This is a genomic window from Mycobacterium ostraviense, assembly GCF_002705925.1.
GTDB lineage: Bacteria > Actinomycetota > Actinomycetes > Mycobacteriales > Mycobacteriaceae > Mycobacterium > Mycobacterium ostraviense.
The window spans coordinates 3646704-3661094 of sequence record NZ_NKRE01000001.1 but is presented as its reverse complement, the minus strand read 5'-3'; the positions used below and the strand labels follow the sequence as shown (position 1 = coordinate 3661094).

The window sequence follows — 14391 nt, the reverse complement described above, 5'->3', positions numbered from 1 at the left end:
CGATGGGATACCGGATCGAAGCGGACCTGGATTTGTGTCAGGGCCACGCGATGTGCGAACTGGAGGCGCCCGACTATTTCCGGGTGCCCAAACGGGGCAAGGTCGAGATCGTCGACGCCCAGCCGCCCGAGGCGGCCCGCTCGGAAATCGAGCGGGCGGTCCGAATGTGTCCTACCCAAGCACTTTTCATCACCACGACAGAGGACTGACGGAGGACTGACGATGGTGTCATTCGAACGTGCCGAACTCGACGAGTGGGTGCAGTCCTGGCTGCAGGCCAACAAAGACTGCGAACAGGCGGGCGACTGGATCCCGCTGGCCGGCTTCTACGCCGTCGACGCCACGTACGGCTGGAACATCGGCCCCAAAGAAGACGTGATGTGCGTCGGGATCGACGAGATCCGCGAGATCGCGCTCGGCCTGGAGATGCAGGGACTGCAGGATTGGCAGTATCCCTACCAGAAGGTCATCATCGACGACCGCCAGGGGGAGATCGTCGGCTTCTGGAAGCAGGTCGTCGTCGACGCCGACGGCGGCCGGCAGGAGGTCTACGGCATCGGCGGCAGCTGGTTTCGGCTCAATGCCGACAAGCTCATCGAGTGGCAGCGCGATTTCTTCGACTTCGGGCACGTTTCCGCGCTCTATCTGCAGTTGATGAAGAACGGGAAGCTGTCGGAGGGCATGCAGAAACGGATCCAGCGGGGCATGTCGGGCGAGAAAATGCCTGGCTATTACCCGCTGGGCCAGGCTCCGGTACCGCTGTGGTGAGCCCGGTCACGGCGCTGACCTACACTCAGGCCAATAGGTCGTTCCGGCGGAGGATCGGGACCGTTCGTAGCCGAGTTCAACGATGAAAGCAGGTTTACGGTGAAGACCAAGGGCGCGCTGATCTGGGAATTCAATCAGCCATGGTCGGTTGAAGAGATCGAAATCGGTGACCCCGTCAAGGACGAGGTCAAGATCCAGATGGAAGCGGCGGGCATGTGCCGCTCCGACAACCACCTGGTCACCGGTGGTATTCCGATGGCGGGTTTCCCGGTGCTGGGCGGACACGAGGGTGCCGGAATCGTCACCGAGGTCGGACCGGGCGTGGACGATATCGCCCCGGGCGACCACGTGGTGTTGTCGTTTATCCCGTCCTGCGGGAAATGTCCCACCTGTCAGGCCGGCCTGCGCAATCTCTGCGATCTGGGCGCCGGGCTGCTGGCCGGCGCGGCGGTGAGCGACGGCACCTTCCGCATCCAGGCCCGCGGCCAAAACGTCTACCCGATGACGCTGCTGGGGACATTCTCGCCGTACATGGTGGTGCACCGCAGCTCGGTGGTGAAGATCGACCCGTCGATCCCGTTCGAGGTCGCCTGCCTGGTCGGCTGCGGCGTCACCACCGGCTACGGGTCGGCGGTGCGCACCGCCGACATCCGCCCCGGTGACGACGTCGCCATCGTCGGCCTCGGCGGCGTCGGGATGGCCGCGCTGCAGGGCGCGGTGGCCGCCGGCGCGCGCTACATCTTCGCCGTCGAGCCGGTGGAGTGGAAGCGCGACCAGGCGCTGAAATTCGGCGCCACCCACGTCTACCCCGACATGAATGCCGCGCTGATGGGAATCGCCGAGGTGACCTACGGTCTGATGGCCAAGAAGGTGGTCATCACCGTCGGCGAACTGCAGGGCGCCGACATCGACAGCTACCTGACCATCACCGCCAAGGGCGGCACCTGCGTCCTCACCGCAATCGGCAGCCTGCTGGACACCAATGTGACGCTGAACCTGGCGATGTTGACCTTGATGCAGAAGAACCTGCAGGGCACCATCTTCGGTGGCGGCAACCCCCAGTACGACATTCCGCAGCTGTTGTCGATGTACCGGGCCGGGAAGCTGAACCTGGACGACATGATCACCCGTCAGTACCGGCTAGAGCAGATCAACGACGGCTACCAGGACATGTTGGACGGCAAGAACATTCGTGGCGTCATCCGATTCACGGACGCCGATCGATGACCCAGACGGCGCAATCCCCGGCACTGACGGCGTCGCAGTCGTCGTGGCGCTGCGTGCAAGCTCACGATCGGCAGGGTTGGCTCGCGTTGATGGCCGATGACGTGGTGATCGAGGACCCGATCGGCAAGTCCGTCACGAATCCGGACGGCACCGGCGTGCACGGCAAGGACGGCGTTGCCGCTTTCTACGACACCAACATCGCGGCCAATCAGTTGACGATCACTTGCGAGGAAACGTTCCCGTCGAGTTCGCCCAACGAGATCGCCCATATCCTGGTGTTGCGCAGCAGGTTTCCGGGCGGCTTCACCAGCGAGGTCCGTGGCATGTTCACCTATCGCGTCAACGACGAGGGGCTGATCACCAACATGCGCGGCTATTGGAACCTCGACATGATGACGTTCGGCAAGGAGGAATAGGCGTATCAGCCGATCCGGCCGATTCCGGTGATGTTGCCCTGCATGATCTTGTTCCCCATCAACACCATGCTGGCGGTTTGAATCGGGTCGCTGAGGATGGTGGCCGATTTCGGTTGCTGCAGAAGCACTTTCCCGTTGTTAGGGTCGATGACGGCGAACGCGAAAACATCCAGTGGTGTGGTGTTGTCCAGCCCGATACGGGTGATGGTGTAGATCAGGCCGTCGGCGATGGACAGATGCGGCAATGCGGCGCTGCGAGTTCGACTGTTCCACACCGTGCGACATCCGGTGGGCTCGACGTCTACCCTGGTCATCCCGCCGACGAACGGCGCCGTCGGCGGCACTGCCGGACCGGCGCCCGCCGGAACCGCCGGATAGGGGTAGCCGTAGGTGCTGGCGATGAACATCGAATTCCCGACACCGATGGGAGAGTTCTCGCTGCCCGGTCCTCCTTGGGTCAGCACCGGTTGCTGGCAAAACAGCGTGCCGGTTCCGGATTGGTAGACCAGCGCGTGGACCAGCGGATCGGCGTTGTCGACGATGGTCAGGTAGTCGGCACCGGTTGGGCCGAAATAGGTTGGCGTGGAACCGGTTCCCCAGCTCAGTTGCCCGGGTTTGCGGGCCGGGCCTCGGTCATAGGCCTGGCGCCACAACACCTGCGGGTTGCCCATACCGTCCAGGTTGAGTTCGTAGAGAGCGAACGTGGTGGCGACCGCGACGCGGTTGCTGGGTGACGCGGAGATGCTGTTCGCTACTTGCTCGCCGGCAGGCAATTGCACGCTGGCGACGCCCCCGCCGGTTTTTGCCACGCCCACCACGCCGGTGCCGGTGGCAAACCAGACGTTGCCGAGGTAATCGGGGACCACGCCGACGGATTGGTCGCCTGGTGGGATTGCGCTGGACACGTCGGTGGACTCGGTGACGGTCAGTTGCCAGCGGCCCTTCGCGTCTTTGACATGCGCGATGCGCAGCAGGTGGTTGGTTCCGTCGATCATCACCAGCTGGTTGTTGTTGTCCAAGTAGGCGTAGACGCCGCCGAGCAGGCCGCCCTTGGCGATGTCCATGCTGGCAAGCGGAATGACCTGCGGCACAATGCCGTTGGGATCGATCAGGTGAACTACCGGCGCCTGGGTGATATCGGACGTGCACAGCGCCAGCACCAGGCCGTCGGTCCCCTGCGTGATCGTCGGGCACGCGGCCACCAGCGGGTACGCCAAGATCGCCGCCGGCCGGGCACCGGGCCCCGGAAGTGGTCCGGCGTCGGCGGAGGCGGCGTCGTTGTGCATGGACGCCAAGCCGTTCGGCGCCATGAACGGATTGGGCGGCGCCAGCGGACCGAACGTGGCGGCCGCCCGCGCCGCACCGGGAATCGTTGGCGAAACAACCCCGGGTACAACGGAAATGACGCACGCGGCCAGAAATGCCGTAGGAACGGCCAACATTGCCGCGGGAAACCGCACCAAGGTCCCCTCCCGTGCATTGGGTTACCGAGGATTCTGGCGACCGCGGAAAACGACATGGCAACACTGTGCTAACGATTTCGCTTCGAGATTGGATCCCCCCTTGATCGCGGTCAACCCCGCATCAACACCATGCACGCCCAGAAAAGCTGCCACCGAGCGACCAAGAAGCCCCAAGCCCGCTAAAAGCCCCGCCTCGGGTGCGAGCGGCGAGTACCCTCACAGCCACCGATCGCGCCCGGGGCAAACACGGCGTTGATGTCCGCCCCGTGTGCCCCCGCCAGGAGTCAGCAGTGTCGTATGTCGTGGCGACCCCTGAATTGCTGGTGACTGCTGCCGGCGATTTGGCCGAGATCGGGTCGGCGGTCACCGCGGCGAACGCGGCAGCAGCCAACTCCACTACGTCATTGCTGGCGGCTGGCAGCGACGAGGTCTCTACCCGCATCGCGGCGTTGTTCGGCGTGCACGACCTGGAATGCCAGGCGGTCATCGCACAAGCGGCGCAGTCACATGAGCGGTTCGTGCGCACCATGGCCGCAACCGCGAGCTCGTATGTGATCACCGAGATCGCCAACGCCGAGCGAACTCTGCGGAACGCGGTCAACGCGTCGGCCCAGGCCCTGTTGGGCCGCCAGCCACTCAGCAACGCCGGTAGCGCGATAGCTAGTCTCGCCCCGATTGCCAGCGCAGCGGCGGGTACAAGGATCACGATCCCCGGTGCCGGACCGCTCTACTATCCGAACTTCATCACCAGCCTGCCCTATCTCGGACAGGTTCTCCTTCAGGGCGGCATCCCGGGCCCAAGCTCCGTGTCAATCCTGCAGGGGTACGACTTACTCAACCATGCCATCGGGCAGAACTGGTTCCCCGGCACCACCGCTCAGCTTGTCAACTACCCGGCCAGCATTGGCATCCTCAGCGGTAGCCTGGCCGCTCCCGGCACCAACGACGCCGTTGCCATGGGACAGCGAGCGCTCAATGACCAGATCATGAATGCGTTTGCCAACGGCAACGGCTCACCGGTGCACATTGCCGGGCTGTCGGAGGGAACCATCGTCGTCAACCGCGAACTGGCTTACCTGGCAGCCAATCCGAGCGCTCCGCCGCCTCATGCTCTGCAGTTCGCCATGTTCTCCAGCCCCGAGCTTGGCCTGGCGAACATCTACCTACCGAACGGGATGACCGTGCCGTTGATCAACTACACGGTGCAGGGCCTACCGAACACCCAGTACGACGTCAGCGTGGTGTTCGGCCAGTACGATTTCTGGGGCAATCCGCCCGATCGACCCTGGAATCTGCCGGCGGCGGTGAACTCTCTGTTCGGAGCGGCCTACTATCACAACACGGCATCACTGGCCTCGCTGTCGGACGCGGTGGCGGTGTCCAGCACAACCACCTCCTTGGGCGGCACTATCACCAACTACATGATCCCCTCATCGACTCTGCCAATGTTGTTGCCGCTTCAGGAGATCGGTGTTCCACAACCAATCGTCGACAACCTCAACTCGTTTCTGCAGCCGATTGTCAACGACGGCTATTCGTCGCTGACACCTAACGCCGGACCGTACTTCTCGCACGGGTCGCTGGTCGGCTTGCCGACCGTCGGGGATGTGATGGGCTCCGTAGCGCGTGGACTTTTCGGGTTCGCGCCCACCCTTTTCGGGTGACGTCGGGCCGCCGCTGCGCCCACCTATGCTGGATGAATGGCGTCGATCTTCACCAAGATCATCAACCGCGAACTACCTGGCCGTTTCGTCTACGAGGACGACGACGTCGTCGCGTTCCTGACGATCGAACCGATGACCCAAGGCCACACGCTGGTGGTCTCCCGCGCCGAAATCGATCAATGGCAGGACGTGGACACCGCGGTGTTCGCCCGCGTCATGCAGGTCAGCCAGCTGATCGGCAAGGCTGTCTGCAAGGCGTTCCACACCGAACGGGCCGGCGTGATCATCGCCGGGCTCGAGGTTCCGCATCTGCACATCCACGTGTTCCCCACCCGCAGCCTGCGTGACTTCGGCTTTGCCAACGTCGACCGCAACCCGTCGCCGGAGTCGCTCGACGAGGCGCAGGCCAAGATCAAGGCCGCGCTGGCTCAACTGACCTGAGCCGCAACCTCGCTGACCCGCGGCAGGGTGACGCGAAAACAGCAACCCTCCCCCGGCGCGGTCGTCACGCTGACAGCACCGCCGTGAGCCTTGACCAAGGAGTCGACGATCGACAGTCCCAGGCCGGTACCGCCGCTGGCTCGGGCCCGCGACGAGTCGGTGCGGTAGAAGCGCTCGAACACTCGCGACGCGTCCTCCTGGCTCATGCCCGGTCCCTTGTCGGCCACCTCGAGCACCGCGTCGTCCCCGTCCGTACCGACTCGGACGGTGAGGTCGGCGGTTTCCGGGGTGTGCTGCAGCGCATTCGCCACGAGGTTGCTCAGCACCTGGCGCAGCCGAGCGTTGTCGCCGAGTACCTCGGGGGTGCCGGGGCCTTCGAGGAATTCCAGGGTGATCGTGCGCTCGGGGTCGATCGCCTGGGCGTCGTGCACCGCGTCGCTGGCCAGCGCCAGCAAGTCCACCTGATGGTGCTCCAGCGGCCGCTGGACGTCCAGGCGGGCCAACATCAGCAGGTCATCCACCAGCAGGCCCATCCGGCTGGCTTCGCTCTCTATCCGCGACAGCAACATGGAGACGTCGCGGGCCGCCCCCTGGCGGTACAGCTCGGCGAAGCCGCGAATGGTGGTCAGCGGCGTGCGTAGTTCGTGGCTGGCGTCGGTGATGAAGCGGCGCATCCGGCCCTCGGAACCGCGGGCATTCTCGGCAGAAGATTCGGAGTCCGCCACCGCCTGCTGGATCTGGGACAGCATCCCATTGAGCGCCAACGAAAGTCGGCCCACCTCGGTTCGGGGATCGCGTTCGGGAACACGGCGGTCCAGCTGTCCGGCGGCGATCGCCGCGGCGGTCTGTTCCACTTCGGCCAGCGGCCGCAGGCTACGGTGCACCACCGCGTAGCCGGCGATACCGACGACAACCAGCACGGCGGCGCCGATGCCGATCTGCAACCAGACCAGTGATCGAACCGTGTGCTGGACGTCGGACAGATCGATGGCCACGGTGGTCAGGCCGCCATGGGTGCCGTGCACCGAGACCGCTCGCCATTCGATGTCGGAGCCGTTCACCGAGGGCAGGGTCGTCGGATCCGGACCCACGTCGTTGCTAGCAGGCAACGCCGGCTCGGCATTGCGGTCGTTGATGGCGGTAACGGTATGGCCGTCGGGACTGATGCCGCGCACGTAGAACTTCGACGGCGGCCGGGCGGGATCGGGCCCTTCCCCGTGGGACATCGAATGCTTCCACGGGGACTGCGCCCAGGTGCGCGAGGCGTCTAGCAGCGTCGAGTCGATCCGGCTGATCAGGCTGTGCCGAAGGATCGAGGTGACCGCCACGCCCGAAGCCAGCAGACCGCACAGCACCAGAACCAGGGTGGCCGCGACCAGGCTTACCCGTAGCGGTATTCCGCGTCGACGGTGCGTGGCCATGCTCGCTACCCAGCCGGGCAAGGGAGCGCGCTCATCGTGGTTCCCGCAATACGTAGCCCACCCCGCGCAGGGTGTGCAGCAGCCGCTTCTCGCCGGTGTCGATCTTGCGACGCAGGTATGAGACGTAGGACTCGACAACGTTGACGTCGCCGCCGAAGTCGTAGCGCCACACGTGGTCGAGGATCTTCGGCTTGCTCAACACCGTGCCGGCGTTGAGCACGAAATAACGCAGCAAGGTGAACTCGGTGGGCGACAGCGACACCGGCTGGCCGGCCTTCCACACCTCGTGGGTTTCCTCGTCGAGTTCGATATCGGCAAACGTCAGGCGGGAATTGCGTGGTTCGGCGCTGCCCTTGCCGGCACGGCGCAGAATGACCCGTAGCCGGGCGACAACCTCCTCCAGGCTGAACGGCTTGGTCACATAGTCGTCGCCGCCCAGGGTCAGCCCGGCGATCTTGTCCTGCAGGGAGTCTCGGGCGGTCAGGAACAACGCCGGGGCATCGATGCCGTCGGCCCGCAGTCGGCGCAGCACCCCGAAGCCGTCCATGCCGGGCATCATCACGTCGAGGATCACCGCGTCCGGGCGGGCTTCCCTGGCCCGGTCCAATGCCTGGGCTCCGTTGCTGGCCGTATGGACCTCGAATCCCTGGAACTTCAGGCTCACCGAGAGCAGCTCAACGATGTTGGCCTCGTCGTCGACGACGAGGATGCGAGCTTCCGGTGTGCTGGCTTCGCCCGGGTTCACTGCGGTCATGACAACCATTCCTGCAGCATGTGGTTGAGGACTAGCTTCACGTTCATTGAGTACTTCCTGAGAGCTCGTTGGCAGTCGACTGATAATAGTCTGCCAGGAATCGGCTGATCGGCTTGAACCCATGCGCAATTATTTGGCCGCGTCGCGAATAGACTCGCAGAATGAATCTCGGCAACACGCTCGTGGCCATCGCGATCTTGCCGGCCCGTGCTGGTCTCGCCGCCGCCGAAACAAGCCTCAACCTGGCCGGCGCAGCAGTCGGGCTGGCCAAGCAGGCACTCGGTGAGACCGGTGGCGATGCCGGGTCCAACGCAATGGCCAGCGTGTTGGGGATCGAAGAGGCGATCGTGCGCGCCAACCGGCTGGCCAAGCTCCTGGACGAAGACGCACCGCTGGGACGCGCGATCGCACCCGACGGGCCGATGGACCGAATGCTGCGCCCGGGTGGGGTGGTCGACCTGCTGACCGCACCCGGTGGATTGCTGGACCGCCTCACCGCCGAGGGAGGTGCGATGCAGCGCGCGCTGCAACCGGGCGGGCTGGCCGACCAGATACTGGCCGAAGACGGCCTGGTCGAACGGGTGCTTTCCGAGGACGGGCTGGCTGATCGGCTACTCGCCGAGGGCGGCCTGATCGACAAGCTGACGTCGAAAAACGGACCGCTCGAACAACTCGCCGGCGTGGCCGACACCCTGGCCCGGCTGGCGCCCGGGATGGAGGCGCTCGAGCCCGCGATCGCCACCCTGCAGGACGCCGTGATCGCGCTCACCATGGTGGTCAACCCGCTCAGCAACATCGCAGAGCGCATCCCGCTGCCGGGCCGCCGGCCCCGCTCGGCGTCGCGGCCGGTGCGCTCGCAACGCGTCATCGACAGCGAGCGGTGACCCGTTAGGCTGGCACCGGTTAACCCGGCCTCCTTAGCTCAGTGGTAGAGCACTCGCCTTGTAAGCGAGCGGTCGTCAGTTCAATCCTGACAGGGGGCTCCGCAAAAGCACAGCTCAGAGCGCTATTTCTCGATCCCGACGGCCAGCAAGGTGGCACTCCATTGTAAGCGAGCGGTCGTCAGCTCAATCCTGACCGAAGGCTTCACGAAATTGCAGCTCATGGCGCTATCCCGCGAACCCGACAGCGATCGAGCTGGTGCTCTTCCCGTCATTTGCCATCAACTCAATTCCTTGCCGTCACACCGGGAGGCGGAAATCGACTTCGACCCCCACGTGGCGACCAAGAAACCGGTCCGAGAGCCGCTTCCAATTACCGGACCGGCGAGGAAGGACGAAATCTTCGCGTCAGACGCCCCCGGCTAGAGCGAGCCCACCTAGGTGCGGTGCCAGCGTCGACCTCTTAGCCTCCGGAAACAAACGCGCGGGCGGCAGCCGTCACCTCGCAGTAACTTCCCTCGGCAAGCGCCTCGGCCGGGGATACATCTTCCTTTTGGAGGTTCATGCCCATGAACCAGGCCCTCACGGTTTGCGGTGCGTCGACGGTCTGGATCAGCTCGAACATCTGAAATGCAGCCCGCAGGTGTTTCTCACCTCGCGCGCGGGCGGCGCGGCCCTCGGGTGTCGAGATGCAGCGAAGATTGATAAGAAACGCCGGGCTACTTTGACAAGACATCGGCGTGTCGCAAGAGCTTGTCAACCTTCACCGCAAAAGCCCAGTTCGGGACTAGATTCGACGATCGGTAGGCAGCTGTATCGGACATCGCTTCGCTCTCCACAGGCCGGCCCAGGACTCGGATTCCTACGGATCGTCAAGCTCCATGCGCCGCGTTAAAACCAATCTGCCAGCGAGGTTGTCGCGAGGAGTTCCTGGCCCACGGTCTCCTGAACAATCCGCTTTCGTGTGGCCCGGAGATCGGTGACAGCGCTAGCTAGCGGCTCGGCCAGCCAATCACGTGTCCAGGCCAGTACCGCTTGGTCGGGGTTGCGGGACTTGGTGTCGGCGCGCGGCTGGGCCGGTGCGAGGAATTTGCGACCGCGGAGATCCTTCGCGCTTTTCCGCGCCAGTACGGGCCAACGCTCAAGCGACCGGTCGAGACGACCCACGACGAAGCTCACTCGTGCAAGTCATAGCGTTACAGCGATCCCTTGGCTGCCACCCACTCCGTGGCCTGGCCTGTCACCGCGGCGATACGGTCGTAGTCCGCGTCGTAATGCAGGACAGTCGCCCCGTTTAGCTCCGCTGTCGCCGCGATGATCAGGTCGGGTAGCCGGAAATGGCGGTGCCGGCTGGTGCTGGCGAGCTCTCGGTGTACATCCAATGCCCGGTTCATGGCCTCGGAGGTCACGTCCATCCAGCGATGTCCGTGCAGCGCGTCCCAGACGATCTCGTAGCCCTGCGGATCCGGGGCATTGTTGAGGTACTCCAGAGCGGACATCTGACAACCTGCGAGTCGCCCCTGCGCCAGGAGCGCCTCGAATCGGCGACGCACCACGGCATGGCGACCCTGCAGCACGTAGACCGTCGTGTCGGCCAGATATACGACACCCGCCATCAGACAGCTTCGGGTTCCCGTGCCTCCTCTTCGAGTCGAGTGAGATCGCGGCCGGCACCGTACCGCCAAGCGGAATCGGAATCGGTGAAATCCATGGCGACACTGTCGAGAGCGGCGACGATCTTGCTGGCTTGCGTGCGCAGCGCGAAAGAACGCAGCGCCGCATTGATGGTTGCGACCTTCGTGTCGGTTCCGAGAACCTCTTTCGCGGCGTTCAGCCAGTCGTCATTCACATCGACCGTGATTCGTGTCATCAGAGTAAGGATACACCAACCATGATGGCTTTGATACACCAGGATCAGAGGAATTTGCGCACCATCGTAACCTTTGGCTCCGTGCATCGACGATCCTCAAGCGGACGTTTGGTTCCCCATCATCTGCGCTGTCAGCGGGGCGGGCAGCCGCTGCAAGACTGGCGATCTGGGCGACTAAAAGAATAGTTAGCTGCTCTATATAAATGTTCCCAAGCATATCCGATCGCCAAGAAAATGGCCTCGGAGAGCTCTCCGTGGGCCATTTCCGCTGGTAGCGGGGACAGCTCAGGCCAACTCTACGGTCGACAGCTACAAGCTTGGGGTATAGGACAATGCGCAGCTCTCTGTGAACCAGCAGAGAATCTCGTACGTGAGTACCACCAATTTTGCCGTCACTTTGCCGTCAACTCCCGCGAATCCAGGCGAACAACGGCGGACTGTCAAGCATGCGTAATCGCAGGTGGCGGGCATGTGCGAATAAGTGCGCACCCAGCCGAACCGGGCTTCAGTCGCCTTGTAAGCGAGCGGTCGTCAGTTCAATCCTGACAGGGGGCTCCATCCGAACACCGTATCCAGCAGTCTGAGTGTTATTCAGCTGCTGTCGGGCCGGTGTTCGGGGGCATTCAGGGTGACCACCTGGGGGTAGGGGATAGTACGGGGTAAACCAACGATAGTTCCTTGCCAAGAGGGGTTCTTTGATGCAGTTGAACAGACCCTTCGCGACGGTCACACCGACTCTCGATGGCGACGTGTTGGCAGTACTGGCAACGCACGACGGTACCTTCACCACTGGCCAGATTCATCGCATCCTGAACAACTTTTCAGAGGAAGGTATCCGGAAGGTCCTCACCAGACTGGTTGGTCAAGGGGTGGTGCTAGCTGACCGGGTGGGTAACGCGTTTGCGTACCGGCTCAACACCAACCATCTCGCGGCAGAGCCGATCCGGGCTTTAGCGAGGCTCGCAAATACGTTTTTCACTCGACTCGAGCATCGCCTTGATGGCTGGCAGGAGCCACCGGTGTACGCCGCAGTGTTCGGATCCGCGGCGACAGGCACCATGAGACTGCACAGCGACGTGGATATCTTGCTCGTGCGCAACCACGATTCCTCCGATGCCGTCTGGTCAGACCAAGTCGGCGAGCTTGCCTCAGCGGTTACCGCGTGGACAGGTAACGACGCGCGCGTTGTCGAGTACACCATCGACGAGCTCCGCGCGGCTGGTGCCGAGCCGATGATCCGAGATGTGGTCGATCACGGGCTCACCGTAGCCGGGTCACGAGCGTGGCTGATCAAGCAACTCCGAACGGTGCCGAACGAGGCACGATCACCATGACTGGGCGCACGAGGAAGAGCTCCGACGCGTTTCAGGCCGGCCGGCTGAAAAAGGCGACAGAGTTTCATGATGCCGCTGTGCTGGTTGAGAACATCGCACCGAACGCTGCGGTTGATCTATTCGTCGACGCGGGCATCGCGGCTGCCGATGTCATTTGTTGTACACGACTCGGCATATACGCGACCGGCGAGAACCACAATGAAGCGGTCGCCCTGCTCGAAAAGGCGCAGCGGATGTAGCCAGACACCTCCGCGCGTTATTGAACATGAAGTCCAAAGTCGCGTATACCCATCAGTCGGCGAGTTCGGACGACCGCAAGAAAGCAAGCCGTGCCGCCTCCGAACTGGTTGAGGCCGCGCGCCGCATTACGAAGCCCGCGACCGGCAGGGAAGGATGACTGTCTGGGATGCCGCCGGTGGGCGGATAGCCGGCACCGCCGGTGGGCGGATAGGACCCCGCCGACGCCGGGGTGGATTTTGCCGCCGTGGCGGCAGCTCCGTTGCCGATCAGGTCGCTACCTGTTGATGGCGATCGTGCGCAGTGCGGACCGAGCGATGGTGTTAGTGGGCTGCTCCCAGCCATGAAGCAGGGCCGGATCACCACACGGCGTCGATCAGGTCCGTGGCCACCGCGATGGGGAACTGGACCACGGCCGTGCCGACCTCGTCGATCCCGGTCCGGACCGCGTTCACGATCGTCGCCGGATCGCCGGTGAACAGCGACCAGCCGATGTCGAAAGCGACAATCTGCGGCGCGGTGATGAGGTTACGCACGTCGACGAACAGCTCGGTCGGTAACGACGCCGGCGCGACGGGTATCCCGTCCCAACTGACCATCGTCCAGCCCCCTGTGGGATTGCCCTGCACCACGACAACGCCGGTGTTGGGCAGCGGGTGGGTGAGGATGAGCAGCGGATTTGGGTTGTCGACGCCCATCATGGTCCCGACGCCGATGGTGAAGGCGCTGGAGTAGGACACCACGGTGACCTTGCCGTCGGCTGCCGGCACCGGGTTCGCCACCGCCGTGTCGTACATCGTTTGCACCGCGCCGTTGAAGGTGTGGCCGAAGACCACCCCGTTGAAGTCGATCGAACCCGGGTTCAGCATCGGCACGATGGGGAATCCGAACGTCCATGCCATCGGGCCAACCAGATATAGCAGGCCCGCCGGGCTTATCTGCGGAAAGTCTTCGAAAATACCGGCATTGATCTCGTTGAGCCCCGGCAAATCCTGCGGGGTCATGCCCAGCAGGGCAGCCAACGGCGCGGCGGTCTGCTGCGTGCGGACCAATTGCGAGTCGAACAGCCCGGCAAAGGGACCCTGCGCGAAAAGTACGTTGGCGATGTCCACCGCCTGTTGCTGGCCCGTCGCTGTGAGACTGGCTCCCGGTATCGCCGTATCCATCACCCCCGCCACGTTGGCTGTCGTCTGCCCGTGTCGCACGAAGTCGATGACGATCGACTGCTGGTTTCCGGTGCTGGGGTGCAGCCAGTTCGCGACGTTGACCGGCTCGCCGATGAACAGTCCGCCGCGACCGCTCGGCGCGCCGGGCCCGCCGAGGCCGCCGGTGCCGAACAACAAAGCCTGACCGCCCGCACCGCCGACGCCGCCGATACCACCGGTACCGCCGTTGCCCATCAGCAATCCGCCGGTGCCGCCCATGCCGCCCGGCCCGCCGCCAAAGCCGTCGCCCCCGGGGCCGCCGTTGCCGATGAATCCGGCATTCCCGCCTCTACCGCCGGCCACAGCCCCGGGACCGCCGGTGGGCGTATAGCCGGCCCCGCCGTCACCGAATAGCACCCCGCTGGCGCCGCCGGTGGGATTTGCCGCCGTGCCGGCAGTTCCGTTGCCGATCAGGTCGCGCCCCAGCAGCAGGTGGGTGGGCGCATTGACGACCGGGTCGAGCACCTGGCCGAACGGGCTGGTGATCCAGGCTTGGCCGGCCGTGCGGATCGGACCGTAGACCCCCGTCTGGAATCCGTCGGAAACGGCTGACACGAGAGCGCCCGCGACGGTCGCCTCGGCACTGGCATACGATGCCGCCGCCGCGCTCAAGGAGGCTTCTGAACAACGAACGCGGCAGGGGCGGGAAGAACGCCGACAAGGCCGTCTCTTCGGCGGTAGGTCAGACTTGATTGGTCGACAACGTGGTC

16 protein-coding genes, 2 tRNA genes and 1 pseudogene are annotated in these 14391 nt (G+C 64.2%); 11 read left to right on the top strand and 8 right to left on the bottom strand.

The features are described from left to right. The first annotated feature begins 2 nt into the window (after positions 1-2). The 4 genes from fdx to CDN38_RS17005 all read left to right on the top strand — a co-directional run bounded on the left by fdx (position 3) and on the right by CDN38_RS17005 (position 2411). Positions 3-209, top strand: a complete 207-nt coding sequence (fdx, locus tag CDN38_RS17020) for a ferredoxin Fdx (protein ID WP_075513032.1) — start codon at positions 3-5, stop codon at positions 207-209. Between the two features lie 13 nt (positions 210-222). Beyond that, positions 223-768 carry a hypothetical protein gene (locus tag CDN38_RS17015; protein ID WP_075513033.1) on the top strand — a complete coding sequence of 182 codons (546 nt, stop codon included), beginning with the start codon at positions 223-225 and terminating at the stop codon, positions 766-768. A 99-nt stretch (positions 769-867) separates the two neighbouring features. Next, positions 868-1995, top strand: a complete 1128-nt coding sequence (locus CDN38_RS17010; RefSeq protein ID WP_075513034.1) for an NDMA-dependent alcohol dehydrogenase — start codon at positions 868-870, stop codon at positions 1993-1995. Beyond that, positions 1992-2411 (top strand): ketosteroid isomerase family protein, encoded by a 420-nt coding sequence (locus CDN38_RS17005; RefSeq protein ID WP_075513035.1) that lies wholly within the window; start codon positions 1992-1994, stop codon positions 2409-2411. The genes CDN38_RS17010 and CDN38_RS17005 overlap by 4 nt, the downstream gene beginning before the upstream one ends. Positions 2412-2416: 5 nt before the next feature. Here CDN38_RS17005 and CDN38_RS17000 read toward each other — a convergent pair whose 3' ends face one another. After that, a complete protein-coding gene (locus CDN38_RS17000; RefSeq protein WP_075513036.1) occupies positions 2417-3871 on the bottom strand; it encodes a hypothetical protein in 1455 nt (484 codons plus the stop codon). Between the two features lie 293 nt (positions 3872-4164). Here CDN38_RS17000 and CDN38_RS16995 point away from each other — a divergent pair, with 293 nt between their 5' ends. Then, positions 4165-5538, top strand: a complete 1374-nt coding sequence (locus CDN38_RS16995) for a PE-PPE domain-containing protein (RefSeq protein ID WP_075513037.1) — start codon at positions 4165-4167, stop codon at positions 5536-5538. A 36-nt stretch (positions 5539-5574) separates the two neighbouring features. After that, positions 5575-5979, top strand: coding sequence for an HIT family protein (locus CDN38_RS16990; protein ID WP_075513038.1), 405 nt, complete (start codon positions 5575-5577; stop codon positions 5977-5979). Here CDN38_RS16990 and CDN38_RS16985 read toward each other — a convergent pair. Continuing rightward, on the bottom strand, positions 5967-7400 hold the full coding sequence (locus CDN38_RS16985; RefSeq protein ID WP_075513039.1) for a sensor histidine kinase: 1434 nt from the start codon (positions 7398-7400) through the stop codon (positions 5967-5969). The genes CDN38_RS16990 and CDN38_RS16985 overlap by 13 nt on opposite strands. 31 nt (positions 7401-7431) lie before the next feature. Beyond that, a complete protein-coding gene (phoP, locus tag CDN38_RS16980) occupies positions 7432-8154 on the bottom strand; it encodes a two-component system response regulator PhoP (protein WP_075513048.1) in 723 nt (240 codons plus the stop codon). A gap of 161 nt (positions 8155-8315) precedes the next feature. On the opposite strand from phoP, the gene CDN38_RS16975 reads away from it, so the two are divergent. Both CDN38_RS16975 and CDN38_RS16970 read left to right on the top strand, forming a co-directional pair. Beyond that, on the top strand, positions 8316-9038 hold the full coding sequence (locus CDN38_RS16975) for a hypothetical protein (RefSeq protein WP_075513040.1): 723 nt from the start codon (positions 8316-8318) through the stop codon (positions 9036-9038). 27 nt (positions 9039-9065) lie between these two features. Beyond that, positions 9066-9137 (top strand) — tRNA-Thr (locus CDN38_RS16970). A 361-nt stretch (positions 9138-9498) separates the two neighbouring features. On the opposite strand, the gene CDN38_RS29550 is transcribed toward CDN38_RS16970, so the two are convergent. The 4 genes from CDN38_RS29550 to CDN38_RS16950 all read right to left on the bottom strand — a co-directional run bounded on the left by CDN38_RS29550 (position 9499) and on the right by CDN38_RS16950 (position 10992). Further along, entirely contained in the window at positions 9499-9660 is a 162-nt protein-coding gene (locus CDN38_RS29550) for a hypothetical protein (RefSeq protein ID WP_161951696.1), read from the bottom strand. Between the two features lie 266 nt (positions 9661-9926). After that, entirely contained in the window at positions 9927-10214 is a 288-nt protein-coding gene (locus CDN38_RS16960; RefSeq protein WP_075513042.1) for a hypothetical protein, read from the bottom strand. A 17-nt stretch (positions 10215-10231) separates the two neighbouring features. Further along, positions 10232-10651 (bottom strand): PIN domain nuclease, encoded by a 420-nt coding sequence (locus tag CDN38_RS16955; RefSeq protein ID WP_075513043.1) that lies wholly within the window; start codon positions 10649-10651, stop codon positions 10232-10234. Continuing rightward, the gene (locus tag CDN38_RS16950) at positions 10651-10992 is read right to left on the bottom strand and encodes a hypothetical protein (RefSeq protein WP_201258302.1); all 342 of its coding nucleotides are present in this window, start codon (positions 10990-10992) and stop codon (positions 10651-10653) included. The genes CDN38_RS16955 and CDN38_RS16950 overlap by 1 nt, the downstream gene beginning before the upstream one ends. A 405-nt stretch (positions 10993-11397) precedes the next feature. Here CDN38_RS16950 and CDN38_RS16945 point away from each other — a divergent pair. From CDN38_RS16945 to CDN38_RS30950, 3 genes are all read left to right on the top strand, one after another. Next, a tRNA-Leu gene (locus CDN38_RS16945) sits at positions 11398-11463 on the top strand. Positions 11464-11603: 140 nt separating this feature from the next. After that, positions 11604-12239, top strand: coding sequence for a nucleotidyltransferase domain-containing protein (locus CDN38_RS16940; RefSeq protein ID WP_075513045.1), 636 nt, complete (start codon positions 11604-11606; stop codon positions 12237-12239). After that, positions 12236-12478 (top strand): hypothetical protein, encoded by a 243-nt coding sequence (locus CDN38_RS30950; RefSeq protein ID WP_233026913.1) that lies wholly within the window; start codon positions 12236-12238, stop codon positions 12476-12478. The genes CDN38_RS16940 and CDN38_RS30950 overlap by 4 nt, the downstream gene beginning before the upstream one ends. 357 nt (positions 12479-12835) lie before the next feature. Here the strand turns inward: CDN38_RS30950 and CDN38_RS29545 are convergent. Beyond that, positions 12836-14293: pseudogene (locus CDN38_RS29545) on the bottom strand (histidine phosphatase family protein); the annotation flags it as partial. Positions 14294-14391 lie beyond the last annotated feature (98 nt).

Excerpts from the sequence above, each read along its gene's own strand:
- fdx (WP_075513032.1), top strand. The coding sequence starts at position 3 with ATGGGATACCGGATCGAAGCGGACCTGGATTTGTGTCAGGGCCACGCG.
- CDN38_RS17015 (WP_075513033.1), top strand. The coding sequence starts at position 223 with ATGGTGTCATTCGAACGTGCCGAACTCGACGAGTGGGTGCAGTCCTGG.
- CDN38_RS17005 (WP_075513035.1), top strand. The coding sequence starts at position 1,992 with ATGACCCAGACGGCGCAATCCCCGGCACTGACGGCGTCGCAGTCGTCG.
- CDN38_RS16990 (WP_075513038.1), top strand. The coding sequence starts at position 5,575 with ATGGCGTCGATCTTCACCAAGATCATCAACCGCGAACTACCTGGCCGT.
- CDN38_RS16985 (WP_075513039.1), bottom strand. The coding sequence starts at position 7,400 with ATGGCCACGCACCGTCGACGCGGAATACCGCTACGGGTAAGCCTGGTC.
- phoP (WP_075513048.1), bottom strand. The coding sequence starts at position 8,154 with ATGACCGCAGTGAACCCGGGCGAAGCCAGCACACCGGAAGCTCGCATC.
- CDN38_RS16975 (WP_075513040.1), top strand. The coding sequence starts at position 8,316 with ATGAATCTCGGCAACACGCTCGTGGCCATCGCGATCTTGCCGGCCCGT.
- CDN38_RS29550 (WP_161951696.1), bottom strand. The coding sequence starts at position 9,660 with ATGTTCGAGCTGATCCAGACCGTCGACGCACCGCAAACCGTGAGGGCC.
- CDN38_RS16955 (WP_075513043.1), bottom strand. The coding sequence starts at position 10,651 with ATGGCGGGTGTCGTATATCTGGCCGACACGACGGTCTACGTGCTGCAG.
- CDN38_RS16950 (WP_201258302.1), bottom strand. The coding sequence starts at position 10,992 with ATGCACGGAGCCAAAGGTTACGATGGTGCGCAAATTCCTCTGATCCTG.
- CDN38_RS16940 (WP_075513045.1), top strand. The coding sequence starts at position 11,604 with ATGCAGTTGAACAGACCCTTCGCGACGGTCACACCGACTCTCGATGGC.
- CDN38_RS30950 (WP_233026913.1), top strand. The coding sequence starts at position 12,236 with ATGACTGGGCGCACGAGGAAGAGCTCCGACGCGTTTCAGGCCGGCCGG.